The 25,545-nt window shown below is 59.6% G+C and carries 23 protein-coding genes and 1 riboswitch; of the genes, 11 read left to right on the forward strand and 12 right to left on the reverse strand.

Annotated features, from left to right (window positions below; translation table 11 throughout):
• Positions 1–6: 6 nt before the first annotated feature.
• Positions 7–1,437: a Do family serine endopeptidase gene (locus tag BLS41_RS26710; RefSeq protein ID WP_074770308.1), complete on the reverse strand. Its 1,431-nt coding sequence runs from the start codon at positions 1,435–1,437 to the stop codon at positions 7–9.
• A gap of 728 nt (positions 1,438–2,165) precedes the next feature.
• Between BLS41_RS26710 and BLS41_RS26715 the strand changes: the two genes are divergently transcribed.
• Positions 2,166–3,485, forward strand: coding sequence for a phospholipase A (locus BLS41_RS26715; protein ID WP_083380088.1), 1,320 nt, complete (start codon positions 2,166–2,168; stop codon positions 3,483–3,485).
• Between the two features lie 200 nt (positions 3,486–3,685).
• Positions 3,686–3,868, forward strand: a complete 183-nt coding sequence (locus BLS41_RS38610) for a hypothetical protein (RefSeq protein WP_143026368.1) — start codon at positions 3,686–3,688, stop codon at positions 3,866–3,868.
• A gap of 37 nt (positions 3,869–3,905) precedes the next feature.
• Here the strand turns inward: BLS41_RS38610 and BLS41_RS26720 are convergent, their stop codons facing one another.
• A complete protein-coding gene (locus tag BLS41_RS26720; protein ID WP_074771205.1) occupies positions 3,906–5,237 on the reverse strand; it encodes a sensor histidine kinase in 1,332 nt (443 codons plus the stop codon).
• Positions 5,238–5,430: 193 nt separating this feature from the next.
• On the opposite strand from BLS41_RS26720, the gene BLS41_RS26725 reads away from it, so the two are divergent.
• Complete coding sequence (locus BLS41_RS26725) at positions 5,431–6,114, forward strand: response regulator transcription factor (protein WP_074771206.1); 684 nt, start codon at positions 5,431–5,433, stop codon at positions 6,112–6,114.
• A 97-nt stretch (positions 6,115–6,211) separates the two neighbouring features.
• On the opposite strand, the gene BLS41_RS26730 is transcribed toward BLS41_RS26725, so the two are convergent.
• Positions 6,212–6,511 carry a hypothetical protein gene (locus BLS41_RS26730; protein ID WP_074770312.1) on the reverse strand — a complete coding sequence of 100 codons (300 nt, stop codon included), beginning with the start codon at positions 6,509–6,511 and terminating at the stop codon, positions 6,212–6,214.
• Positions 6,512–6,812: 301 nt separating this feature from the next.
• Between BLS41_RS26730 and BLS41_RS39175 the strand changes: the two genes are divergently transcribed.
• From BLS41_RS39175 to BLS41_RS26745, 3 genes are all read left to right on the forward strand, one after another.
• On the forward strand, positions 6,813–7,001 hold the full coding sequence (locus BLS41_RS39175; protein ID WP_171910317.1) for a DUF3563 family protein: 189 nt from the start codon (positions 6,813–6,815) through the stop codon (positions 6,999–7,001).
• A 684-nt stretch (positions 7,002–7,685) separates the two neighbouring features.
• Entirely contained in the window at positions 7,686–8,342 is a 657-nt protein-coding gene (locus BLS41_RS26740; RefSeq protein ID WP_074770316.1) for a helix-turn-helix domain-containing protein, read from the forward strand.
• Between the two features lie 119 nt (positions 8,343–8,461).
• Positions 8,462–9,757: an SUMF1/EgtB/PvdO family nonheme iron enzyme gene (locus tag BLS41_RS26745; RefSeq protein ID WP_074770318.1), complete on the forward strand. Its 1,296-nt coding sequence runs from the start codon at positions 8,462–8,464 to the stop codon at positions 9,755–9,757.
• A 248-nt stretch (positions 9,758–10,005) separates the two neighbouring features.
• Here the strand turns inward: BLS41_RS26745 and BLS41_RS26750 are convergent, their stop codons facing one another.
• A complete protein-coding gene (locus tag BLS41_RS26750) occupies positions 10,006–10,977 on the reverse strand; it encodes a DMT family transporter (protein ID WP_074770320.1) in 972 nt (323 codons plus the stop codon).
• 84 nt (positions 10,978–11,061) lie between these two features.
• Positions 11,062–11,691 carry a TetR/AcrR family transcriptional regulator gene (locus BLS41_RS26755; RefSeq protein WP_074770323.1) on the reverse strand — a complete coding sequence of 210 codons (630 nt, stop codon included), beginning with the start codon at positions 11,689–11,691 and terminating at the stop codon, positions 11,062–11,064.
• Between the two features lie 316 nt (positions 11,692–12,007).
• A riboswitch (Fluoride riboswitch) is annotated at positions 12,008–12,078 on the forward strand.
• A gap of 80 nt (positions 12,079–12,158) precedes the next feature.
• Here BLS41_RS26755 and BLS41_RS26760 point away from each other — a divergent pair.
• Both BLS41_RS26760 and BLS41_RS26765 read left to right on the forward strand, forming a co-directional pair.
• A complete protein-coding gene (locus tag BLS41_RS26760) occupies positions 12,159–13,535 on the forward strand; it encodes a voltage-gated chloride channel family protein (protein WP_074770326.1) in 1,377 nt (458 codons plus the stop codon).
• Positions 13,532–13,933, forward strand: a complete 402-nt coding sequence (locus BLS41_RS26765; RefSeq protein ID WP_074770329.1) for a putative PII-like signaling protein — start codon at positions 13,532–13,534, stop codon at positions 13,931–13,933. Before BLS41_RS26760 ends, BLS41_RS26765 begins: the two co-directional genes overlap by 4 nt.
• A 220-nt stretch (positions 13,934–14,153) precedes the next feature.
• Here BLS41_RS26765 and BLS41_RS39180 read toward each other — a convergent pair whose 3' ends face one another.
• The 3 genes from BLS41_RS39180 to BLS41_RS26775 all read right to left on the reverse strand — a co-directional run bounded on the left by BLS41_RS39180 (position 14,154) and on the right by BLS41_RS26775 (position 15,721).
• Positions 14,154–14,330 (reverse strand): hypothetical protein, encoded by a 177-nt coding sequence (locus BLS41_RS39180; protein ID WP_171910318.1) that lies wholly within the window; start codon positions 14,328–14,330, stop codon positions 14,154–14,156.
• Positions 14,327–15,160 (reverse strand): class I SAM-dependent methyltransferase, encoded by an 834-nt coding sequence (locus BLS41_RS26770; RefSeq protein WP_074770332.1) that lies wholly within the window; start codon positions 15,158–15,160, stop codon positions 14,327–14,329. The genes BLS41_RS39180 and BLS41_RS26770 overlap by 4 nt, the downstream gene beginning before the upstream one ends.
• 126 nt (positions 15,161–15,286) lie before the next feature.
• The gene (locus tag BLS41_RS26775) at positions 15,287–15,721 is read right to left on the reverse strand and encodes a GFA family protein (protein WP_074770334.1); all 435 of its coding nucleotides are present in this window, start codon (positions 15,719–15,721) and stop codon (positions 15,287–15,289) included.
• Positions 15,722–15,870: 149 nt separating this feature from the next.
• Here BLS41_RS26775 and BLS41_RS26780 point away from each other — a divergent pair, with 149 nt between their 5' ends.
• Positions 15,871–17,004 carry an AraC family transcriptional regulator gene (locus tag BLS41_RS26780; RefSeq protein ID WP_083380090.1) on the forward strand — a complete coding sequence of 378 codons (1,134 nt, stop codon included), beginning with the start codon at positions 15,871–15,873 and terminating at the stop codon, positions 17,002–17,004.
• Between the two features lie 197 nt (positions 17,005–17,201).
• On the opposite strand, the gene BLS41_RS26785 is transcribed toward BLS41_RS26780, so the two are convergent.
• Positions 17,202–18,875, reverse strand: a complete 1,674-nt coding sequence (locus tag BLS41_RS26785) for an electron transfer flavoprotein-ubiquinone oxidoreductase (protein ID WP_074771207.1) — start codon at positions 18,873–18,875, stop codon at positions 17,202–17,204.
• Positions 18,876–19,114: 239 nt separating this feature from the next.
• On the opposite strand from BLS41_RS26785, the gene BLS41_RS26790 reads away from it, so the two are divergent.
• Positions 19,115–20,119, forward strand: coding sequence for a LysR family transcriptional regulator (locus tag BLS41_RS26790; RefSeq protein WP_074770336.1), 1,005 nt, complete (start codon positions 19,115–19,117; stop codon positions 20,117–20,119).
• A 72-nt stretch (positions 20,120–20,191) separates the two neighbouring features.
• On the opposite strand, the gene BLS41_RS26795 is transcribed toward BLS41_RS26790, so the two are convergent.
• The 3 genes from BLS41_RS26795 to BLS41_RS26805 are packed head-to-tail and all read right to left on the reverse strand — an operon-like array spanning position 20,192 to position 23,980.
• Entirely contained in the window at positions 20,192–21,763 is a 1,572-nt protein-coding gene (locus tag BLS41_RS26795) for an AMP-binding protein (RefSeq protein ID WP_074770338.1), read from the reverse strand.
• 12 nt (positions 21,764–21,775) lie between these two features.
• Entirely contained in the window at positions 21,776–22,846 is a 1,071-nt protein-coding gene (locus BLS41_RS26800) for a hypothetical protein (protein WP_074770340.1), read from the reverse strand.
• Positions 22,847–22,903: 57 nt separating this feature from the next.
• The gene (locus BLS41_RS26805) at positions 22,904–23,980 is read right to left on the reverse strand and encodes an ABC transporter substrate-binding protein (RefSeq protein ID WP_074770342.1); all 1,077 of its coding nucleotides are present in this window, start codon (positions 23,978–23,980) and stop codon (positions 22,904–22,906) included.
• A gap of 372 nt (positions 23,981–24,352) precedes the next feature.
• On the opposite strand from BLS41_RS26805, the gene BLS41_RS26810 reads away from it, so the two are divergent.
• Positions 24,353–25,540: an NAD(P)/FAD-dependent oxidoreductase gene (locus tag BLS41_RS26810; RefSeq protein ID WP_074770344.1), complete on the forward strand. Its 1,188-nt coding sequence runs from the start codon at positions 24,353–24,355 to the stop codon at positions 25,538–25,540.
• The last annotated feature ends 5 nt before the right edge of the window (positions 25,541–25,545 follow it).

Below are 25,545 nucleotides of genomic sequence, written 5' to 3' on the forward strand. Positions count from 1 at the left end.
TATATGTCAGCCGAGATTGACGGAGACCGAGGCTTGCTCGCCATCACGAACCACGGTGACGGATACGCTGTCGTCGGCCTGCGAAATGATCTGCTTCAGTTGCTGGACGTTGCGAATCACGGTGCCGTCGACTGCGACGATGATGTCGCCAGCCTGAATGCCTGCTGCTGCAGCAGGACCGGTGGCCTGTTGCACGACCACGCCGCCGGGCAGCGACGCTTCCTGCCGTTCGTCCGCCGTCAGCGGCCGTACCGCGACGCCGAGGCGCGGGCGCGACTGGTCCTGGCTTCGGCCCTGGCCTTGATCCGGGTTCCGCTGCATACGCGGCTCGGCGGACGCGACCTGAGCAGACTGCTCACCCACCGTCACCGCAAGCTTATGCTCGCCGCCGTTACGCCATACGTTGATCGTCGCGGTCGTTCCGGGCGCGAGTTGCGAAACCTGCGCAATGAGATCGCGCGTGCTGTCGATCCGCACGCCATTCACGCCGACGATCACATCGCCCTGGTGCAACCCGCCCGCCTGTGCGGGACCGCTCGGGTCAATCGAGCCGACCAGCGCCCCACGCGTCGTATCAAGGCCGAGCGACTTCGCCCGTTCTTCGGTAACGGGCTGCACGCCCACGCCGATCCGGCCACGGCTCACGTGCCCGGTGCTGACGAGCTGGTCTTTCACGTGCATCGCCGCATCGATCGGGATGGCGAACGACAGCCCCTGGAAACCACCCGTGCGCGAATAGATCATCGAATTAATGCCGATGACTTCGCCGTTCAGATTGAACAGCGGGCCGCCCGAATTGCCCGGATTGACGGGCACGTCCGTTTGAATGAACGGGATCGGGCTATCGTCCGAAAACGTGCGGGACTTCGCGCTGATGATGCCGGACGTCACCGTGTTGTCGAAGCCGTACGGCGAGCCGATTGCGACCACCCACTCGCCGACCTTGCTATTGGCAGGATCGCCGATCTTCACGGTCGGCAGATTCGACGCGCCGATTTTCAGCACCGCGACGTCGGACGTTTTGTCCGTGCCGATCACCTGGGCGCGGAATTCACGGCCATCCGTCAGCTTGACGGTCACTTTGTCGGCGCCATCGACAACGTGATTGTTCGTCAGGACATACCCGTCCTGGCTAATGATGAACCCCGAGCCGAGAGCCTCTCCGCCGCCGCTGCTTTCGCCGTTTTCGTCGCGGGAAGCCGCATGGCTTGCGCCGATGTGCACCACCGCAGCCCCATAGGTAGACACAATGCCGGAGAAGTCCGGGGTGGACGCGCGCGCGCCAGCGGTTGCGGTGGGGGCGCTCACGGCGACGTGATCGCTGTGAACATCGCTCGCCGATGCTTCGGCGCCGCGGTGGCTAATCGCATAGCCACCTGCGAGCGCGAGCACGACGCAAGCGGCAGCGCTACCGCGCCATTGTTTTTTAGTGGCCATATGTGGGTACTGTTGCGGTGTTTGACGTGAAGGAAGCGTAATGTAGTTGCCTCCACTTAAAGGAATCTTAAAAAACGGCGACGCCTCGAAACACCCGCACGAGGCGGCTCCCGCGAGAATTTTGAGCAATGGAAAACACTGAGAAGACCGAACAGAATTTCTCATTTCGAAGGGGAAAAACAGCTATTTCCGCGCGTGTAACTACCAGAGCCGCAGCTTCATTTGCAAGCTTTTTTTAATCCTGGATTGCCTGAAATTCGTGCGTTCGCATGAATGAAATGAGGGAAGTGGAACATCACAAAGCCATTCATCGTAATGACAAAACGCCTGGACATAGTGCGGATAAACAAGTTTTTGTACGGTGAGTTACCCGTTGCAGAAATGCAACGGGTAACTCACCGTTTCGCTTTTTTTGCGCGTTGCACCGGTCGAATTTTCAGGGGTGGGGTTTAACAATCAACCATCGCGATTAGCGGGTTCGATACGCGTAAAAACCTTGAGAGGATTTCAATCGATAGCCAGGCCGTTCTTTGCGGACCACAACCTGCCGCTAACGCCTTCAGCAACGTCCTCGCATTCATCCGCTGATTCAGCGTTGTCAAGCTTTGCTTCCGTTTCCGCCCCTGCGTGTGCCCTAATTTTTTTCACCCAATATCGCGCTTTGACGTTATCGTTTCACAGCGACTTAATTCGTAGACCAATGGGAGTTCCGCGTGGGGAATCAATTGATGTCTCGGTTAAAGAAGGACAGCATTCCGGTAGTCAGCGAACGCGGCTCGCGTTTATCCCGGTTATCTATAAGCCTTGGCGTTCTGATGCTTTGCGCGGGTTATCCCGTCTATGGTGTCGCGGGCGTTTCGGTATTGCGTCCGCCGCGCGAAGCGGTCTCCAGCAAACCGCTTGAAGTGACAATCGTTTATTCCGGCGATCAACCGGACGGCACCGAAGTCAACGTTCCTGCAGAGCTGAACGTCGCAATCAGTAATACTGACATCACGCCCAAACCATTGGCGCTCACACGCGAAAGCGGCGCGCCAGATCACCTCAAGCTGGCAAACGGCGAACTCAAAGCGATCCGCTACAGCGGTCAATGGCCCGACTGGGCGCGCGGCGCGATGAAAATCGATGTGCCCGGACTCGACGTGTCACCGTCTTTTGTCCTGCTCACGCGGCCGCCCCACTCCGCGAAACCAGAAGCACTGGCTTCTGCGGGAAGCACGCAGGGCGATGTGTCGGCCGCAACAACAGTGCCTCAGGCGCCGGTCACAGCGGCTTCGCTTTCCGCCGGTTCCGCTGCGGCGAAATCGTCGGGACCGGACCTGAACAGCTTCCTCGTCAGCCGTCTCTCTACTTTCGAACCCATGTATTTTGCCGATGGCTCGAATGGAGAAAATCTCGCGAAATTCCAGTTGAGCTTCAAATTCCGGATGGTCATACCGGATGATCCGAGATCGCGTGGCTTCGTCGACAACCTGTATTTTGGTTATACGCAGACCTCTTTGTGGGATCTCGGCGAGTACTCCGCGCCTTTCCGCGACACGAGCTACATGCCTCAGTTGTTCTACTACCTGTCAGACACTGGCTGGAAGAGTTCGTGGTTCAGCAAGATGGGAATCATGGCCGGTTACGAGCACGAATCGAACGGCCGCGATGGTCCCGAATCGCGCGGTATCGACATATTTTTTGTGCGCCCGACATGGGACTTCGGCGATGTGGATACGTACCATCTGACTGTCTCGCCGAAGGTCTACTTCTATGCTCACATCGCCGGCGAGAATCACGACATTGCCGACTATCGCGGCTATATGGACCTGCTGATCAAGTACGGCAGCAACGACGGCTGGCAACTCGCTACGACCTTGAGAAAGGGGATGAAGTCCACGTACGGCAGTGTCGACACGCAATTCACCTATCCATTGTCGAAGCTGATCAACAGCCGGTGGGGCGGCTTCCTGTGGGTCGGGTTCTTTACCGGCTACGGCGAAGACATTCTCGATTACAACCAGCACCGCTGGATCGCGCGAATCGGTTATAGCGTTGCACGTTAAATCGCCCTGTTTCATGGGCTAAAAGAACATCCCGGCTTCCCGCGTGAAGCCGGTTTGAGCGATGCAAAATCTACGTCTCAGTAAAACTGCTGGCCGTAATTTCCCGCTAATTCCCAAGCATCAGGATTGCATTGCACCGCACGGAACCGTCCTCGACGACCTCCGCAGATGCAGTGCAAACCTGATGAGGATTAGCAATCGTGGCCGCCCAGATCACCCTTCCTGTCACGTGCGAATACATCGCCGCTAGCGTTACCGACAAAGCCTCCGTCGACATCGTCAAAACTGCAACGAACACCGGAACAGCTGCAGAACAGCAAGACCCGCTATCGGACGAAGATTTAATGCCGTTTTATTTTCTCTCGATGGCTGGAAGCTATTGAACCGAATGACACGCCGGCGATGGCATCGCGTGAGCGCTCAAGGACTCGGACGCGCAAGTGGAAATTCAGCCCGCGCGACGAGTCCCGAGTGTCCATCGGTTCGGCTCGACACGCTGGAATGGCCGCCATATTTGGCCAGCGTCGCGCGCACGATAGCGAGTCCGAGCCCCGTGCCCTCTACGTCGGTCGCACCCACGCGGACGAAGCGCTCGAATACGCGCTCCTGCAATTCCGGCGCGATCCCCGGACCATCGTCGATCACTTCGATGACAACAGTCGCGTTGTCAGTCGTCACGCGCAGGTCGACCGTGCCCCCTTCGGGTCCGTAGCGCAGTGCGTTTTCGACCAGATTCTTAACGACAACCCGCACGTCGGTTTTCGTCGCCCGCACGACCGCGGCATCGAGTTGATCCACGCCGAGGTCGATATTGCGCGCCATCGCAATCGGCAGATTGGCGGCGATCACCTCGGTGACGACCTCTCGCACGTCGACGTCTTCAAGTTGCGTAGTGCTGGCGCGCGTATCAGCGCGCGCGAGGCTCAGCATCTGGCTCACCAGATACGCGCTTCTGACAATGCCGCCGCGCAATTCTTCAAAACGCTCTGCATTTACGGGGTAAATCGAATGCCGCAGATTGTCCGCCTGCAACTGCAACGCGGTAATCGGCGAACGCAGTTCATGCGCGGCATCGGCGATAAACTTCTTCTCCGACTCGATCATGCGGCCGAGCCGCGCAGTCAGCGAATTGATCGAGTCGACAAACGGCAGCAGATCGGCCGGCACTTCGTCCGTCGAAATCGGCGTCAAATGGTTTACGTCGAGCGCTTTTACTTCGTTCGCCAGTCGGTCGACACGACGCATCGTCGCGCGAACCACGATGATCACCGCGACCCACATCAGCGGCATCAATAAAACCGTCGGCCAGAGCGTGGTGAGCGCCGCATCGCGCACTACGGCCTCACGCACCTTTACACGTTGGCCGACTTCGACGATGCGGTTCGCACTGTGCACGGTGAACACTCGCCACGCGTCGCCGCCGGCTTCCTGCTGAGAAAAGCCCGGCTGCGCGTTGCGATTGAAAAGAATAGAGGGGTCGGTGGCGCGAGATGGAGTGATTTCGTCGCCGCTCCAGATCTGGATCTGCAAGTCTTGCGGGCGCTGCACGCCGGGTTCGGGCGCCTTGCTGATGATGTCGGCCATGCCGGCGGCAAGGCGAATCGCCACGTCGCTCAGACGCGTGTCGAGCAGCGCATTGGTCGCGGCGCTCGACACCACATAGGAACCGGCCGCATGAACCATGCCGACCACGATGACGACTGCACTCAGTGCAATCACCAACTGCGTGCCAAGCGAGCCTCTTTTTTTCATATCGATGTCTGAATAGAGTCGAAACTGGGCATTTCGCGCGACCACGGAACGCTGCAAACCGGCCGCTCCAGACGCGCGGGAGTACATGGCGGCAACGCGTGCGTCGGCTATTATTCTATCGCCCGGGCGTGGTTCTGCTGCGAAGCGCGCGCCGCCAATCAGGCGCTACCGGATTATTGCCAACAGGACGATCATGAGAGTTCTCCTCGTTGAAGACGACCTGCAGATTGGCCAAAGCCTGCTGCGTGCGCTGAAAGACGCCGACTACAGCGTCGATTGGGTGAGAGACGGCATGGCCGGACGCGACGCGCTGGCCAATACCGAATACACCGTTGTACTACTCGATCTCGGCCTGCCCGGCTTGGGCGGCATCGAACTGCTGAGAGCGTCGCGCGCAGCGGGAAATGCGGTGCCGGTGCTGATCCTCACGGCCCGCGACGATCTCGATTCGCGTGTACAGGGACTCGATGTCGGCGCGGACGACTATCTTCTGAAGCCATTCGACGTCCCCGAACTGCTGGCGCGAATTCGTGCGGTATTGAGGCGCAAGGCCGGTTACGCATCGTCGCGTCTCGGCGACGAATCGCTCGCACTCGACCTCGACAAACGCACGTTGACCTGCAATGGCGCGACCACGGTCCTCTCCGCACGCGAGTTCGCGTTGATGCTCGCTTTTCTCGAACGTCCTGGCACGATCCTGTCGCGCGAACAACTCGAAGACCGTTTGTACGGCTGGGGAAAAGAGGTCGAAAGCAATGCCGTCGATGTGCTGATCCATTCGGTGCGCAAGAAATTCGGCTTATCGGTTATTCGCAATGTGCGAGGTCTCGGCTGGACGGTGATGCTCGGCGATGCGACGAAAGGACCGGCGTCGTGAATGTGGCCGTCTCCTCTACGGCTGCACGCGTATTAATCCGCCCAGCCCGCGCAGATCGATATACGCGCCAGCCATAGCGCGCGGGCATCGGGGGGCATCAACGGCGCCAGTAGCCGTACGCGTAGCCGGAATGCCAACCGCCGTAGTAATGCGGATACCACTGCGGATGACCGTAGTACCCGACCACGACCGGCGCGCTATAGACAGGCGGCGGAGGCGGCGCGTAATAGACCGGCTGCGGTGCATAAACCGGCACAGCAGGCACCACGGGCGCGACCGGCAGCACCGCAACCGCTGGCGCTGAAAAGCCCACTCCGACGAACACATGCGCTTCAGCGCAACTCACGAAGCCCGCGCCGAGCACTGCGGCAACAACCAGATGGCGAACGACTTTCATCTCTCACTCCTTGTCGGACGATGCGAATCTGTTGACCGCATCGAATGACTGCATTGTGAACACGCAAAGTGAGCAGAGAATTAGCGCCTCGTTTCAAGCCGTTTTTCGTGTACCGCCTGTCGAAATCTGCACGCATGCCGTGCTCATTCCTGGCTCATTCTTCGTCTCTACGATTCGGTTCATCGACGGACGGCGTTGGGGTCCAGCAGCCGGATCTGAACGCCCGTCGCCAACGTTGCGATCAGTCAAGCCGGTCGCAACACTCGTGAAGATGGAATCGAAACGGAAACTGGAGCACATCATGTTTGCTGAATTCGCCCGCAAAATCAGCGCACTTTTAGTCACGACCGAAGAATACGAACGGGATACGTATCTGGCGTCGTCGGTCGATTTCGCCGATCTCGAACACCGGATGCATATCGTCGAAACCAATCGTTATCCGGTGCGTTGCTATTCGTCGGCGGCGTCTCGCGACGTTAGCGCTTTCTGAGCATGGAACGCAATCGGTGTCCGGCGGAACAGGGTTTCAGCCGGACGATCCGCCGATTGACGAAGGAACCGCCGCAGTACGCGACTCGAACGAATGCTGCGAGAAGGCGACTCACGGGTTGCCCCCTACCCCGCAATAACACCTTTAATTACAAAAATCTTTCAGAAACTTCGCCCGCTACGCAGTCGCCCTGTCACCTATGACGCCAAAACTTGATATCGATCAATAAATTACGCCCCCGCGCTCCAAGCGCACCCCGTCGCTACGGCTATGATCCATTGGTCGGGTCGCGCAGATTCTTGATCTCGATCAGGACTCGCCCGGGTTCGTTGAGCATCTGCCACGGCGGTTTTCCGTAGAAATGTTGCGGATAAGTCACAGCACCACCGAACCTCCCGATCATGAAATGCACAGCAGTCCATTACCCGGCAGGGCCGCCACGGCGTGACATCGGGATGCGAGTCAGAGGCACGCGTCACTTTGTCATCACGGTCAGGCGTTGCGGGTGGGACAATCCGTCAACCCTCAGGCACCCGCCCGCAGACCATGCTTACTTCCTACGCTGATACCCGCTCCGCCGGCACCGATGATTCCGCCGACAGCTCCCTGCCGGCGCGCCGCGTTCGCAAAGCGGCGCCCGCGCGGGCCGCCACGCGAACCGCCGCCCGCTGCTCGAGCTGTTCCATGCGGCAACTCTGCATGCCGCAAGGGCTGTCGCAGGATGAACTGTCGAAGCTCGAAATGCTGATCTGCTCGGCACGCTCGGTGCAGCGCGGCGAGGCCCTGTATCGCAGTGGCGATCAATTCGACAACATCTACGCCGTACGCTCCGGCTCGATGAAAACCGTCATGGCGCACCGCGACGGCCGCGAGCAGGTGACCGGCCTGCGCCTTGCCGGCGAAGCGCTCGGCCTTGACGGCATCAGCGAGGACATTCACGCATGCAGCGCCGTCGCGCTCGAAGACAGCACCGTTTGCATCGTTCCGTATAGCGCGCTGAAACTTCTGTGCCGCGAAATCAGCTCGATGCAGGAGCGTCTGCATAAGTTGCTCGGTGAGCAGATCGTCCGCGAAGCAGCGCAGATGATGGTGCTCGGCTCGCTGTCCGCCGACGAACGCGTCGCCGCGTTCCTGCTCGACGTGTCGGCGAGAAATGCGCAGCGCGGTTATTCGTCGGCGGAATTCAATCTGCGCATGACGCGCGAAGATATGGGCAGCTACCTCGGCATGACGCTCGAAACCGTGAGCCGCACCCTGTCAAGATTTCAAAAACGCGGTCTGATCGACACGCAGGGCAAGCACATCCGCATCGTCGATCTGGAAGGCTTACGGCAAGTCTGAGCCCGCCCTGAGCCAGCTTGAGGGCGCGTGCCTGCGCCCTTTTAGCGCGCGTCACCTTGGCATGGCTCCTGCGAGCGGGTACAGTCTTTAGTCCCTCCCCCGCAAGGAGACCCGGCGAAATGAATCGCGACCGCGCCCCGCATCACCCGCTTATCCAGCGTCTGATCGACGCGCGTCAGGTCACTGACGCGCTATTTGCCATCGTCAAACCCGAATTTCTTTATGAACGGCCCATCCGTGAACGTCACCGGATCGTGTTTTACGTCGGCCATCTCGAAGCGTTCGACCGCAATCTGTTCGACCAGCGCGTGTGCGATCTGCCCGCGTTCAGTGCCGAACTCGACCAGCTTTTTGCGTTCGGCATCGATCCCGTGGATGGCGGCTTTCCCACCGATCAACCTGGCGACTGGCCGTCGCTCGTTATCGTCCGCGACTATGCGCTGCGCGCCCGTGAGCAGATCGATCGGGCGTTCAACGGTCTTTCCGGCCATGACGTGGCACAGTCTGACGCATCGCGGCAGTTGCTGAACGTCGCGATCGAGCACCGGTTGATGCATGCTGAAACGCTGGCGTACATGCTGCATCAATTGCCTCTGGCGCAGAAGGTCGCCGGGTTGCGCGAGCCGGCAATAACTCGCACGGAACATCGGGACGCGTTGTCGTCGATGGTGAGCGTGCCAGCCGGCGCGACCGTGCTCGGCATGTCGCGCGAAGCGGGCCGTTTTGGCTGGGACAACGAGTTCGGCGAATTGCGGGTCGACGTGCCGGCGTTCGAAATCGACCGGCATATGGTGACGAACGGCGCGTTTCGCGAGTTCATCGACGCGGGCGGTTATCGCGAACCCAACTGGTGGACCGGGAAGGATTGGGCGTGGAAAGAGGCTGAGCAGATCGAACACCCGGCATGCTGGTCGCGGAGTGAGGTGAACGGCGAAAACCGCTGGCTGCTGCGCACCATGTTCGATGAAGTGCCGCTGCCGGCCGACTGGCCTGTGTACGTCAGTCATGCTGAAGCGAGCGCATACGCGCGCTGGGCCGGCAAGGCGTTGCCAACCGAAGCGCAATGGCAGCGCGCGGCGCACGGCGCGCCGCATGCCGCGTCGGGGAATTTCGATTTTCGTAGCTGGGACCCGACGCCGGTGGATGCGCATCCCGACAATGTCAGCGCATTCGGCGCGGAAGGCCAGTTTGGAAATGGCTGGGAGTGGACATCGACGTTATTCGACGCGTTGCCCGGCTTTGAAGCGTTTCCGTTTTATCTCGGCTACTCTGCGAATTTCTTCGACGGACAGCACTACGTGCTGAAAGGCGGCTCCGCACGTACTGCGCAGTGCATGTTGCGGCCGGAATTTCGCAACTGGTTCCAACCGCGATATCAGTATGTTTATGCGGGGTTCCGGTGCGTGAGGAATTGATGACTGAAGCATGAGTTGAAGCGGAGAGTCGAATTAAGGCCTGTCGAAAAAGTTTTCAACTTCGAGACAGCCTTGCCGACATTCGCAACATGATTCTCGCGAATGAATATCCGCTTCCGTTTTTGGCGAATGAAAATTTTCAACCGGCGGACCGTTTTCAGCCGGTCCGAAAATCAATTTCCGTTGGCCAAGACAAAGCTGCCGACGATCGTTCGCGCGGGCCTGATCGGAGACAGCCTCCCTTAGCGTCAGGTCGTGGCAGCTACCGCTAATCGGGCGCGTTGCCGCAAATACAGATTGTTGAGAACCAGCGCAGACGCAGTCATCACCGCGCCGAATATCTGTGCTCCGCCGGGCACAACGCCTGTCAATGCCGACACCGCAAACGTCGTGACCGGCACCACGTCCATGAACAGCACGCCATTCATCGGCCCGAGAGTCTTGTTGCCGAAAATCCAGCAGAGAATTGCCGCGAAACCCGCGACCGGGCCCATGTAGATCAGATGCGGCGCAATCGTCCACAGTACTGCGAGTTTGGGGGCAGATATTGCGTGGGTCACGACGAGCAGCACGTTCACGCCGACAATCGTGGTCAGGCCTAGCCATGTCGTCATTGTCGTGTACTTCAGCGCTGACCATCGCGTGAAGTACGACGCGCCGAATGTGTAGACAACCCAGCAGATTGCGCCCAGAACGATAAGGCCACTTGCCGCGTAGTGCTGTGGCGCGAGCAGCGCAGCCCGCAGATCACCCCGCGTGATGACCAGCGCGACGCCCGCGAACGAGACGGCAACGAACAGCAGTGAAGGAAGCGGCGGCGCGGATCTTCGCACTGCCGCGTTGACCAGCATCCCCATCATCGGCTGCGTGGCCATCATGATCGATGCGTTAAACGCGCCTTGTTCACCGGCCAACTGCTGCCCCAGAAAGACAAACGAACCAAACCCGCAGAAACCGATCGATCCGAGCAACCAGGCGATAAGTAATGACTTGCTGTCCGCTCGCAACGCACCGGCGCCTTCCCGGTGAAGCAACAGGGCCACGAAGCCCACGCCTGCGATCAGGTACCGGAACGACGTAAACGTAAAAGGATCGATGTAACGCAGGGCGTCGGTCATGACAGGAAACATCGCACCAAACAGGATTGTCGCGACGAGGCACGCAGCAATCCCCTTCCAGTAGTTGGCGGACGATAAAGCCGGATCGGTCGATGAATTCATGAATGAACGTTCTCAAAATAGGCAAAAAATTTGGCAGCCACTTTCGCGGCATGCCGCCGATCCGCTAAAGCAATTGAGCATGCATTACGTCAGGGCGCGCAACGCCATATCGACGATCGATGTGAGCGCGGCCTCGTTCATGTCCACCTTACCGAGCACGCGTATGCCTTGAACCATGCAGAGCAGAAAGCGTCCGACCTCCTCGGCGTCGAGACGGCGATCGTATTCGCCTGCCTGCTGACCTCTGGCTATCGCGAGACTGAACTGCATCGCGATGCGCTGTAAAGTCGATTCGATATGTGGCCGCAGAGCATGATCGCCCGGCAGAAGCTCGATTACCGTATTGGTGATAAAGCAGCCGTGCCGCGCGGACAGGTTAGCGCTCACCTTCGTATAGTGCAGAAGCGCTTCGCGGAGTGCCTGTCGTGGGGGCAAGTCGGCGGCCAACCTCTCCTTCAGCCGCGCAACGGCCCCTTCTGCGTAACGATCGAACGCCGCGACGAGCAAGCCATGCTTATCGCCAAATGTTCTATACAGGCTGCCGCGAAAGACTCCGGTCGCTTCGCATAGCACGTCGACGGGAGTCGCATAGTAGCCGTGCTCCCAAAATACTCGCGCGGCGGCATCGACCGCGTGGTCGATGTCGAATTCTCGCGGTCGCCCGCGCTCGGCGGCACGCCCTCCACGAGAGCGGTGTGTGTCAGATCTGGTCATGCAACCGATATTAGGACTATTCAGTCTCAAAATCAACGTCCCACGAGGGTTGGCCTATGAGAGGATGTTTGGCATGAGCGATCACACAGGGGACAACCCGCTTCTGGTTCGCGCATCAGCGCGGTTTTCAGGCTCGCTTTGCACCGCAGTCGACACTGAAGCTACCGTTCGCCGAACATCCAATGCAACAACCGCTAGCGGATTTCAGCCGCCTTTCAAAAAGGCCCATTCCGTTACCGCCCAGCGCATCCAGCAACCCCAAAGCCAGATCAGGACGGACGGGCCAGTTGTTCGCCACGACCGGATGCGATATAGTCCGCTTTCAGGAGATGGCGTTCCTCCTTTAACCACCGCACTTATCTCGCGGTTAATGACGCCTACAGTTACCTGACTTTCGTTGGGGCTGTAGGCGCTCGCGTCCACAAGCTTCCCGTTGGTCAGGCCATGCAACATCGGCACAATGACCAATGCACAAACTCCATCGCTTCGAACAACTCGAACTGCTGCCTTATCTGGGCAAGTGGTTTCTGATCGCCTGCGTCGCCGCGGCTCTCGCGGGCAGCGCGTCGGCTTTCTTCCTCATTGCTCTCGATCATGCGACCGCATGGCGCGAGGCGCACCGCTGGATTATCTGGCTGCTGCCCGTAGCCGGTTTCGCGGTCGGCTATACGTACTATCTGCTGGGCAAACCGGTCGATGCGGGCAACAACCTGCTCATCGATGAAATTCACGACCCGAAGAAAGTCGTGCCGCTGCGCATGGTGCCGCTCGTGCTTGGCGGCACGATCGTCTCGCATCTGTTCGGCGCGTCGGTTGGGCGTGAAGGCACGGCCGTGCAGATGGGCGGCGCGCTGGCGGATCAGCTTACCCACGTGTTTCGCCTCGGACACGAGGACCGCCGTATCCTGCTGATGATCGGTATGAGCGCGGGATTCGCTTCCGTATTCGGCACGCCGCTCGCCGGGGCGGTGTTCGGCCTGGAAGTGCTCGCCATCGGCCGGATGCGCTATGACGCGCTGTTTCCCTGCATCGTGGCGGGTATCGTCGCCGATCAGGTCTGCCTGGCCTGGGGCGTTCATCACGTGCACTATGCGATCGGTGCGATCTCGCCGATCAACGCATGGAGCGTCGTCGCGGTGGTAATCGCGGGCATCGTATTCGGTCTGGTCGGCATGGCTTTCGCCACCACGGTCCACAAGCTCGGCACGCTGGTGAAAAGCACCATCACCTATGCGCCGTTGCGTCCGTTCGTAGGCGGGATCGTCATCGCGATTGCGGTATGGGCCCTGGATGCTTATCACTACATCGGCCTGGGCATCCCCGACATCGTCCGCTCGTTTCAGCAGCCGATGCAGCCTTGGGACTTTCTCGGCAAGTTCGGCTTTACCGTTGCGTCGCTCGGGACCGGCTTCAAGGGCGGCGAGGTCACGCCGCTGTTCTATATCGGCGCGACCCTCGGCAATGCACTCGCGCCTCTGTTGCACATGCCGTTCGCGCTAATGGCCGGCATCGGCTTCGTTGCAGTGTTTTCGGGCGCGGCCAACACGCCGCTCGCCACCACGATCATGGCGATGGAATTGTTCGGCACCGGCATCGGTCCGCTTGCTGCGATCGGTTGCGTGACCGCCTATCTGTTCTCCGGCCACACCGGCATCTATCACGCGCAGCGCGTCGGACACAGCAAGCATCGCAAGCACCGGCTCCTCGTACCAGACGGAACACGGATCGCCGAGCTGGGTGGATTCCGCCGGCAGAAAGCCGCGGCGGACGCATCGGCCGCGAATCAGAAGCAATCGGGCATGCCTGCTGATATCGCTGCGACAACAGAGGAACGCGGTCAATGATCCAGGAAAGCAACGATCAGCGCATTGCAGCGCTGCGGCTTTACTTCCCGCTCGCGACCCGTGCACGAGCAACGCGATTCTGGCATCACCTCAGCGCGCCTGCGCTCGCGCATCACCTTATCGCCGTCGCGAAGCGTGCCAATATCCTGCAGGCGATGTCGCATCACATCAGTGCAGGGTATCTGCCAGGCGAGCGGCTTTCTCATCACCATCCAGAAATCAGCGGGATGCGGCATCCGCAGTGTCTGGAACTGGTGGACACCGAAGCGCGCTTGCGTCAGTTCATGCGCGACCATGCGGATGAATTGCGCAAGGTTCACGCGGTGCTGCTGCTCGGTGAATTGCCGCTGACGCAGAGCCGCACACCTCATGCACAATCGGCCTCAAGCGCCGGGTGAGTCATGGCTTCGGTGTGCGAGCTTGTCGCCATCAGCATCGGCTCGTTCATCGTGACGCCCGCTATGCGCTGAGCTTCACGATGAACGCGCTCGCGCCGGACATTCCGGGTGGGAACGCTCGCGTGCAATCTGATCGCCGCCTATATGGTCGGCGCGCCTACGGTCAAATCACTTCGCCGCGAATCCGACGCGGCGAAGTGACCGGCTTATATCCACCCAATTAGACCGAGATACCAAGCGTCGACAGAACAAACCTGACACTGAAAAAGCACACCGATGAACACAACGGCAATGCGACAAGCAGCGGGCGATGCTGCAAACTCATCAGCCACGCCATCGTCCACAGGCGCACGCCAACGCTGATCAGCGCCCGGACCGTGCGCCTGATTGCGTTCATGATCGCTCCACCACGACTTCGAGATAGTCGCTCGGCAGAACAAGCGTTGCGTCGCCCGACCGGTTGCGGCTGCTTATTAGCGTCATCAGCTCGGCGAAGAGCGAAGCCTGCTGATTTTCGTCGAGCGCGGCGAACGCTTTGTTCACCGGTCCGTAGTACGCACGAAATATCTCCATGAAGTGCGCCGGGGAACGGTAACGAAACGTGAAGTAGCGGCTCGTCGTCACAATCTTGCTGGCATTCCCTTGAAACAGCGTTTCCAGTCGCGCCTTCGTCCCCCATAGTGCAGGCGACACCACGCCCGCCGCCGGAGGAATGTACTTTGCGATCGTCTTGAATACCTGTCCGATGAAGCTCTCCGGAGTCCAGTTCGCAAGACCAATCCGGCCGCCCGGTTTGCAAACGCGCGCGAGTTCGGCTGCAGCCCTTTCCTGATCGGGCGTGAACATGACACCGAACGTCGACATGACGACGTCGAAAGAGCCGTCTGCATAAGGCAATGCTTCGGCATCCGCTTCCTCGAATACCACGGGAAGCCCTTCTGCTGACGCACGTGCACGTCCCGACTCCAGCAGCGATGCCACGTAATCAGTCGACACGACATCGCACCAGCGGCGCGCGGCAGCAAGCGTCGCATTGCCGTTACCGGCCGCCACGTCGAGCACGCGACTTCCGGCGCGCAAGTCGAGCGCTTCGCAAAGATGTTCTCCGACGATCTGCAGCGTCGTGCCGACCACAGCGTAATTACCCGTCGACCACGCAGCTTGCTGACGACGCTTGACAGCGGTGAAGTCGATAACAGGTGAGAGAGAGGAATCAACAGCGGACATGAAACACTCCTGAGAAAAAATGGGCGGCGCGTTGCAGCCCATTTCCGATCGCGCCGCGAAATTGCCTTGTGCACACACCCGCGCGACGATCGGGCGACGTGCGATATCTTCTAATGGACCCGACGGCTATTCCACGACGCCGATGCCCGATCCACCCATTTCCCGCGGCAGATCCTTCAGTTTCGGCAAGCCGTCCTTCATACGAAATATGGCCTCGGAATAGTGGACATGTACGCAGGCTTCATAAGGAAAGTCCTCCAGAACGGCTGCGTACACATCGATAAGACCAAGACCCGGATGCTCCGTAAAGAGATGTCCACCGCACACCTGACACCATTTTCGATAGCTGTTAAAGGTCTTGTTGTAAGTGCCAACCTCGTTAGCGCCACGTGTGACGCGCAACGCCTCCGGCCTCCACAACGTGAACGCATTGATGGGGCTACCCGACCAATGGCGACACGACTCGCAATGGCAATAGCCCATGCCTGCTGGCGTCCCCGTCACATCAAACTGCACAGCTCCGCAAAAGCATTGCCCTTTAAACGTCTTCGCCTGATTCACGTCGGCCTCCTGGTCGCGGTTTGCGGATCGTCTTGACGTTCCGTTGTTGCTCGTTTCCTTGAGTGCTAGTATCGGGACGCAAGACGTATTGATGAATGACCAGGCGTCCAGATGTTTTGCGCAGGACGCCGAAATGGATGAGCGAGTCTATGGATGCTCTTTCTGATGTACTGCGCTTCGTTCGTCTGGGTGGGGCGGTTTATCTAAACGGCGACTTCACAGCGCCGTGGTGCGTGGTCGGCAACGTCACTCAGGCGTTATGTGCCACCTTCCTGCCGCGTGCCGAGCGCATCGTCTCGTATCACCTCATCACCGAAGGAAGCTGTCGTGCCCGGCTTGTCGACGATCCTGCTTCGACAATCCATCTGGACGCGGGCGAACTGCTTGTCGTGCCGCAAGGGGAAGCCCATCTGATGGGTAGCTCGCTCGAACTGACGCCCGCACCCGCAGACACGATGCTGTCCCATTACATGAAAACGACGCCCGGTGAGGTGATGGAATTGAGCTACGGGGGTGGCGGCACCCGCACACGTCTGATTTGCGGCTTTCTTGCCTGCGACGACTCGTTGACCAATCCTGTCCTCTCAGCGCTGCCGCGTATTTTCAAAGTCGATATGCGCAATGATCCGCAATCGGCGTGGCTCGAGTCGTCGCTCAAGCTCGCGGCGGCCGAAGCGGCGGAATGGCGTGTGGGTAGCGCGATCGTGCTCGCGCGGCTCTCGGAACTGCTTTTCGTCGAGGCCGTACGACGTTGTATCGACGCGCTGCCCGATGACCGCAAGGGCTGGCTCGCAGGCGTCAGCGACCGCTTCGTGGGACGCGCCCTCGCGCTGCTGCATGCGCAGTCTGCTCACAATTGGACGGTCGACGAACTTGCGCGCAAGGTGGGACTCTCGCGTTCGGCTTTGGCGCAACGGTTCACTCAACTGCTCGGCCAGCCGCCAATGCAATATCTGGCGAGATGGCGCCTGCAGGTCGCGGCCCAGGAGTTGCGCACCGGAACGCGGTCGATTGCGGCGGTAGGACAGCACGTCGGCTATGAATCCGAGGCAGCGTTCAATCGCGCATTCAAGCGAGAATTTGGCACACCGCCGGCAAGCTGGCGACGCAATCAAAGACTGGCGGAAGGCGTCGATGCGTTGTCAGACGTTACCGACCCTGAAGATTTCTGTTCCGCGCGTGATGCAGCGAATCTGGAGGACCGACCTCAGGTTGGCTCCGCCGCTGCCGCGGTTTGCGGTGTCGACCCATCCGCCATCGCGTCTAAAAATCAAAGCGCCTAGCGCTGTCCTGTTGCAGTTCGGAGGCTATCGCGCGCGGGGGCAACTGACAGGTGGCGTCGGCGCAGGTCGGTCCTGAATCAAAAATTTCGAAAACGTCAGCGAACCGTGCAGAAACACCACCCCGTTTGATGAACAGTCCGCCGATAACCTCGGCATCTTCGCACAGCGCGAATCGAAACCCGCACCGCGCACCCCCATCACATATTCGGATAATTCGGCCCGCCGCCGCCCTCCGGCGTCACCCACACGATGTTCTGCGTCGGGTCTTTAATATCGCATGTTTTGCAATGCACACAGTTCTGCGCATTGATCACGAGCGCTTCTTTCCCGTCCCCGTTCGTCGCAAATTCATAAACACCGGCCGGACAGAACCTCGCCTCCGGGCCAGCATACTTTGATAAATTCACATCAATCGGTACAGACGAATTCTTCAACGTCAAATGCGCCGGCTGATTTTCCTCGTGATTCGTATTCGAAAGAAACACCGATGACAACCGATCGAAAGTCAGCTTCCCATCGGGCTTCGGATAGACAATCGGTTTGCATTCGGCGGCGGGCTTCAGGGTCTCGTTATCCGAATGCCGATGATGCAGCGTCCACGGCACACGTCCACCCAACAGCTTCTGTTCGAGCCCGACCATGAACGTTCCGGCCAGCAGCCCCTTGCTCATCCACTGTTTGAAATTGCGGGCACGATGCAGTTCCTGCTTCAACCAGGACCGGTCGAAAGCCTCCGGGTACTCGACCAGCACATCACGCTGACGTCCCGCTTGCAGCGCATCGAACGCCGCCTCCGCCGCCAGCATGCCGCTCGAAATAGCCGCGTGGCTACCCTTGATTCTCGACGCATTGAGAAAGCCGGCTTCGCATCCGATCAATGCGCCACCGGGAAATGCCAGCTTCGGCAGCGACATGAGTCCGCCGGCCGCGATCGCGCGAGCGCCATACGAAACGCGCTTGCCACCTTCGAGAAACTTGCGGATCGCCGGATGCGTCTTGTAGCGTTGGAACTCCTCGAACGGCGACAGAAACGGATTCGTATATCCAAGTCCCACGACGAAGCCGACCACCACCTGATTGTTATCGAGGTGATAGAGAAAAGAGCCGCCATAGGTGTCGTTTTCGAGCGGCCAGCCCGCCGTGTGAATGACGAGACCTGGCTTGTGCATCGCCGGATTGATCTCCCACAATTCCTTGATGCCCAGACCGTAGACCTGCGGATCGGCGTCTTCATCCAGCCTGAATCGTTCGATCAACTGACGGCCGAGGTGTCCGCGTGCGCCTTCGGCGAACAACGTGTACCTGGCGTGCAGCTCCATGCCGAGCTGGAACGCGTCGGTCGGCTCACCGTCTTTTCCGAGGCCCATGTTGCCCGTCGCGACGCCGAGAACTTCTCCTCGCTCGCCATACAGCACTTCGGCCGCGGGAAATCCCGCAAAAATCTCGACGCCCAGTTCTTCGGCACGCGCACCCAGCCAGCGCGTCACGTTGCCAAGACTCACGACATAGTTGCCATGGTTCATGAAATTGTCGGGCAGCAGCCAGTTCGGCACCTGCCGCGCCCCTTTCTCCGACAGAAACAGAAAGCGGTCTTCGGTGACTTCGACATTCAACGGCGCGCCCTGCTCTTTCCAGTCGGGAATGAGTTCGTTGAGCGCGCGTGGGTCCATCACCGCGCCGGAGAGCGTGTGCGCCCCTACCTCAGAACCCTTTTCAAGCACGCAGACACTGATTTCGGCGTTGCGCTGCGCGGCCATCTGCTTGAGCCGTATCGCAGCGGAGAGTCCGGCCGGACCGCCGCCAACGATAACAACGTCGTATTCCATCGATTCGCGCGGACCAAATTTCTCGACAAGAGTCTGTGTGTTCATGTGAAAGAGGCGTTTCATTGCAGGGTTTTTCTGGCCGTCGGCGCAACGTGCGTCGTCATCGTCGCCGTGCGCCGTTCGACACTGAGTGCAGCCATGAGCGCATCTCAGGCCGGGCCATCGTAAAACTCCAGAAACACCCGCTTCGCGACATAAGGATTTCTTATGCTCCACACAATCGCGGCTTGCTTTGCCGTCGAACTTTTATCGCGGCCGCAGCATGGCATGCGGAGGAAAAAAGCATGCGAAATTCGATCAATGGCGTCGATTTAAGGGCACTTCAGGCATTCGTCGCGGTCTGCGAAACGAAGTCGATGACGGAGGCCGCGCGCGTCCTCGGCGTCACTCAAAGTGCGGTCAGTCAGCTGATTGCCAGCCTCGAACGCGAACAGGGCGTGTCGTTGTTCGACCGCGACTTCCGGCCTGTACGCCCGAATGCTGCGGGAAAAATTTTGTTCGAACAGGCGGGCGCGCTGCTGGAACACGCGCAAGCGGTTGCGCTGAATGTACGCGCCGCGGCCAAAACCGGCGTCGCGAATCTGCGCATTGGCTGTGTCGACTCTTATGCGGCCACGGTCGGCCCGCATCTCGTTCGGCGCTTGCCCGAGAAAGCGCAGGACTTCTCGATGTGGTCGGGTCTCACACCCGCACTCAGCGAGCAACTGGTGAATCGCGAACTCGATCTGGCCATTTGCACCGAAGCCACACTCGATCCCAAACGGGTCGAACTGAGGCCGCTTTTCTCCGAATGCCTGGTCGCGGTTGCGCCTAAAAACAGGCGCAATTCGAGCGCGCCCGTCGAGTTTCAGCAGATACTGCGCGAACTGCCGTTGCTGCGATACACGGCGAGATCGGTGATCGGGCAGCAGATCGAACGTTTCATCACCCACATGAATTTCTACGCGCCCCGTCGCTATGAATTCGACGATACCGATCCGATTCTGAGCCTGGTGGCTGCCGGTTTCGGTTGCGCGATTACGTCGCCGCTCTGCCTGTGGCAGTCGCGGGTGCATCTCGGCGACATCAGCATCGTTCCATTGCCGCAAACGCGACTCGGGCACCGGCACTTTTATCTGCTAACGCGCCGCGCCGAGTGGTCCGATGTCGCCGAGTCGGTGACACGCGAGTCGATTGCTATCGTTCGCGACGTGATTGCGCCTTCTTTACGATCGGCGCTGCCGAAGCTGCCGCCCGGGATTTTTGATTCGTATGCCGCGAAGCTCGATGAAACACATGTAGCCGTGTAACGCGAACAGAACTTCAAGAGCGCTTCGATGCTATCGACAAACGGCAATAATGCCGCCTGTCGATTCATACCGTTATGCGGACGTTACGACGCGCTGCGCGCCGCCGTCCCAGCAATCGTCCATCTTCGCCGACAACGTCTGCTTCTGGATTCTCTGCGTCGGCGTCTTCGAAAAGCTTTCGACGATCGCAATGAAACGCGGCACCTGGAAGCGCGCCATCCGTTCTTCGCACCACGCGACGAACGCGATGTGATCGAAAGCAGCAGGTTCGCATTTCAGCTTCAGGAAGATTTTCAGGTCTTCGTCCGAGAACTCGTTGACCACGCCGATCAGCGCGCTTTCTTCCACATCGGGATGCGAGTTCACGACGTTCTCCACTTCCCACGCAGAGACGTTTTCACCGCGCCGCCGCAAGCTGTCTTTCTTGCGGCCGAGAAAGAATAAATATCCTTCTTCGTCCTCGCGTCCGAGATCGCCGGTATAAAGCCAGCCGTCGCGAATCGCCTCGGCGGTCTTGTCGTCGCTCCTGAAGTACCCGCGCGTCAGCGTTCCCGGCTCCCGTTCGGCCACACGTATTTCGCCGATCTGACCGGCAGGCAGCCGACGACTGTTGTCATCGACGATCTCCACGTCGAAATAATCGACCGCCTTGCCGATCGAGCCAAGCTTGCCGTCGATATTGATCACGCTGAAGCTCGACGTCTCCGTCATCCCATAGCCTTCACGGACCGGCACGCCGAAACGCCGCTGAAATTCGGCCCACACGTCGACCGGCGCACCGCCGCCCCATGCCACCTTCAGACCGTGTGTCGTGTCCGCATCCGATGGCGGCTGCTTCAGCAGCAATTGCATCACGCCGCCCACAAAGTGCAGATGCGTGGCCTGATACCGGGCCACTTCGTCCCAGAACTTCGACGCGCTGAACTTCGGCACGAACGCGAGCGTAACCGGTTGCATCAACGCCATCACCAGCACTTCACTGCCGAACACGTGATAAATCGGGTCCCAGAAATGCAGCACACTGCCTGGCGTAATCGAGCCGATCCACGATGAACCGAGCGCGGCCGCGCGGTACATGCGGTCGGTCATCTGCACGCCTTTCGCCGGACCCGTCGTGCCGGAGGTGTAGAGAATGGCCCGCAGGTCCGCGTCTTTGGCGTCGTATGGCGGCTCGTCCGCGTTGCCGTGCGCGGCCAGCGTTTCGAACGTTTCGGCATCCGGCGACCACGACGGACGGGCGCCGCGCCACACTGTTTTCAAGCTGGACGTTGCGCTCAGAATCGGTTTGAGGACATCTGCGTAGATATCGTCCGCAATCGCGAAGCGCGGGTCCGAGTGCGTGACGACGTGTTCGAGTCCGGCGCCTTTGAGATGCGTATTCACCGGCACCTGCACCGCGCCCAATTTCATCAGCGCAAAAAACGCCAGCGCGTGATCGATGTGATGCGCAAGCATCACCGCAACCCGGTCGCCAGCCGCGACGCCGACACTCGCCAGGCCGTTGGCAAGCCGGTTGACGCGCTCATTGAGTTGCGCGTAGGTCAACGCGAAGTCATCGGACCGGCAGAAAACATGCGCGGGATTGTCCCGCGCGCATTCACGTAACAGGCCCGGAATACTCTCATCCGCCGAGAAGTAGTTCATTTCGGTATCCCGTTACCAGAGCCATGTGTGAGTATCGACGAATGTCCATCGCTCGATGCCGGTACTGCTGTCGAATTCGCGCTCCAGTTTGATGTGGCCGTTGAGCGTACGCACGCCGATATCGAAGAACGCGAAGACAGCGCGGCGCATCTGGTCCGATCGCTGGAACGGGAACGGCTCGAACGTATCGAATATCAATTCCGCAGAATCGTCTCCGGTACTTTTCCACTGCGGTGCATTTTTGAACGCACCCATCATCGTCGCGTACATCTGCGCCAGCGCCGCAGGGCGATTGCCTTCCACACCAGAAAGTGCCTTCAGCGAAGGCGTAAATTGCACGGCAAGCAGTCTCATCGCCGATTCGACGATCTGACAGGCCGCGTTAATTCCGAACAGTTGAACGACGGCCTCGATCACATGCGTGACGTAATCCGATGCGTAGTTCGCACTGCCCTTCAGAACACGCGCTTCGGGCCAGGCAACCGGGTCAAGTTTCGGCGCCTTCGACGCATCGAATTCCGGTGTCTTCTCGACGTGCTGTACTCGGAAACGCTCCTCCGGTTTCAGATCGTGGTCGTATTCGAGGAAATAACCTTCGTCGTACGGATGACCTTCCGCGACGAACTTGGTCGCCACCCAACCCAGGCGCGGGCAACCGAGCAATTCGCCATTGCGGGGATGCCACGTCGACAGAATCGTTCGGCGCACCGACGTCGGCACGGTCAGCGCCGAGATGCCCGGAAACGATCCCCATGGCGGCAGATAGCGTATCCACACTTTTTTGGGCGACTCCTCCATGTACTGCATGTTGATGCCGCCAATCGAATTGCTGAAATAGTGATACTTGGCCGCCGTCACGGCAGGCGTATCGCCGACGATGCCCAGTTTGTCGAGCGCCTCGACAAAGCGCTGCGACTGCTCGGCCGTCATCAAGGTTCGCCAGACGTTGTTCAGCGCAGCTTCGCCCTTCTCACGCAACACGATCGCGGTGATACCGGAAACCATCGACCAGCCAAATGTCCCCGCCATATCGACGCGTCGCTTGAGTTGAGCAAGGTCGTCGTTGTTTGTTCTCGTCTGCATCTCAATTCCTTAACTGAATGTCTCGGTGAAAAACATCTACAGGCTGCCGTGTTCGACTCACGACATTGCCCACTCCTTGAAGCGCCGCGTCACGTCGTCGAAGTTCTTCGCCCACCAGCCGTCGTCCATCAGCACGCTGTTGGCGGACTGCAGATCGGGGATCCATTTGCGGCTGTCCGCGCTCATCAGCGTGAGGGCTTTCTTGCTGCTCGGCGTATTGCCGATGAGTTCCATGAACGCCGCCTGCCGGTCGGGACGTGCGGCGAAGGCGAGGAATTTGGTCGCGGCTATTTTGTTCGGCGCGTTCTTGACGATGGCGAGATATTCGAAACCGTTCACCGTCTGGTCGAACGAGAAATCGACCGACTGGCCACCCGCCTTTGCGGGTCGCACGCGCGACGCATACGTGTAAGTGAAATCCGCCTCGCCGGTCTGAAGCAGGGTCAAGGTCTGCGGCGTCTGGTCGATCCACTTGACCACGTCCGGCTTGATGCGCTCCAGCGATCTGAACGCGCGGTCGATATCGAGCGGATAAAGATGTTTCGGCGACACGCCGTCGGCCAGCAACGCGGCTTCGAAGGTCTCGCTGGGACGATTGCGAAACGTGCGTCGACCGGGAAACGCCTTCGTGTCGAAATATTCGGCGAAATTCTTCGGATGCTTTCCCGCCGGATATTTCTTCGGGTCCCACGCCACGCCGCCGACAAACACATACCAGGGCAAAAGATTGTTCTTGATGTCGATGATCAGATCACCACGGTCGAACATCGCGGGGTCCAGCGGCTCCCACAAACCCGCATTCGCGCCGGCCACACCGAGCGCGCCGGGCGCGTCGAACACGTCCCACTGCACATTGTTCGTCTGGACCTGCGCACGGAGCTTGGCCATGTCAGGCGTATCGACGATCGTCACCTGAATGCCGGTCTCCTTGCTGAACGGCTTGACCACCGACTCTTCCAGCGCCTGCCGGTACGCACCGCCCCAGGTGACCAGCGTCATCTGCTGATCGGCGGCAAACGCGCGTTTCGAATGAAGTAGCAATGGCGAGGTGGCGGCGGCGACTGCAATGCCCGCGACTCCCGTCAGGAACTGCCGCCGCTCCGGAGACTGGGCGGGATGATTCGACTTCGACATGACTGGCCTCTCACACGTAGTGGTGAAACCCGATCGGCGAGGTGAAGCGACTGCGAAAGCTCCCTCGCCTGAGGGCGTTTCCGGCTGAACCGCATACCGTCGACACACAGGCTATGCACGCAAAAAACCCACGGCATCTTTCACGACACTTTCTTATTCTTTGGATAAGCACACTTGATGTGCCGCCGCAGTCTTTCATCCGCCTGACGCCTGCGGGAGCGGCGTGGCCGGGTCGATTCACCCCGAAGCTGCGCGCCGCCGATCCGCATCCTGACGGGCGCTTTTGCTAAAAATCGAATCCGCTTATATTTCTGGACCCTTGTTTTTGCCGCATCACACTTCGCTCACACCTTGCTCAAAAGGAAGCGGAACGTGAATACATATGATGTGGTGGTGATCGGAGCGGGCGTTATCGGCAGTTCGGTAGCGTTCCAGCTTGCGAAACTCGGCGCGAAGAACGTGCTCGTGCTCGACCGGGGCACGATTGGGGCTGGAACGACATCGCAGTCGTCGGGCATTTTGCGCACCCACTACTCGGTGAAGGAAAATGTGGAGCTGGCGCGTAAATCGTGGGACGTGTTCAACAATTTCTCGTCCTATCTCGGCGACGACGAAGCATCGTGCGGCCTGGTCAAATGCGGCTACATGATCGTCGCCGGTGAAGGCGACAAGCTCGAACCGTTGCGCGCGTCACTGGATCAACAGAAAGAACAGGGCATTCCGCTCGAACTGCTCGATGCAAAGCAGGCCAGCGAACTGCTGCCCATCGCCCGCTTCGGCGATGCCGCGCTGATCGGCTACGAGCCCGAAGCAGGTTTCGCCGACGCCTACCTGGTGGCCACCAGCTTTGCCCGCGCGGCCCGTCGCGGCGGCGTGACGATTCGCGAGAACGCGTCGGTCAACCGGATCCTGATCGAGAACGGCAAGGTGGTCGGCGTGTCGACCAGCATCGGCGACTTCAAGACCTCGATGGTGATCAGCACGCAGAACATCTGGACCCCCGAACTCGCGGGATGGACCGGCAAGACACTGCCGGTCATGCCCGAACGTCACGCGGTGCTCGCGCTCGAATGCGACGCGGCCAAATACACGTTCTCGATGCCGGTGTTCAAGGATCTGGCGTCGCCGGGCATGCTCTACTACCGCAGCTACGGCGGCAGCCAGATGCTGGTGAGCGAAGGCATCGTCGGCGAAAAACTCAATACGGCGGAAGTCGAGCAAGGCGACATTCCGATGGACTACATCGTCGAAGTCGGTGCGCAGGTTGCCGAACGCTTCCCGGAATACGAGACCGCCGGGATCGCGTCGTCGTGGACGGGCGTCTATGACGTGACGCCGGACTGGAATCCCGTACTCGGCAAATTGCCCGGCATCGAAGGCCTGGTAGTCGGATACGGTTTCTCTGGCCACGGCTTCAAACTTTCGCCGACTGTAGGGCGCGTACTCGCGCAGGAAGCCCTCGGCCTGCCGACCGACGTCTCGCTGAAGCCGTACTCGATCGAACGCTTTGCGACTGGCGAACTGCTGACCGGCAAGTACGGTCTCGGCGCGGTGTCCTGAGGCCA

It is taken from the genome of Paraburkholderia fungorum, from assembly GCF_900099835.1.
Lineage (GTDB): Bacteria > Pseudomonadota > Gammaproteobacteria > Burkholderiales > Burkholderiaceae > Paraburkholderia > Paraburkholderia fungorum_A.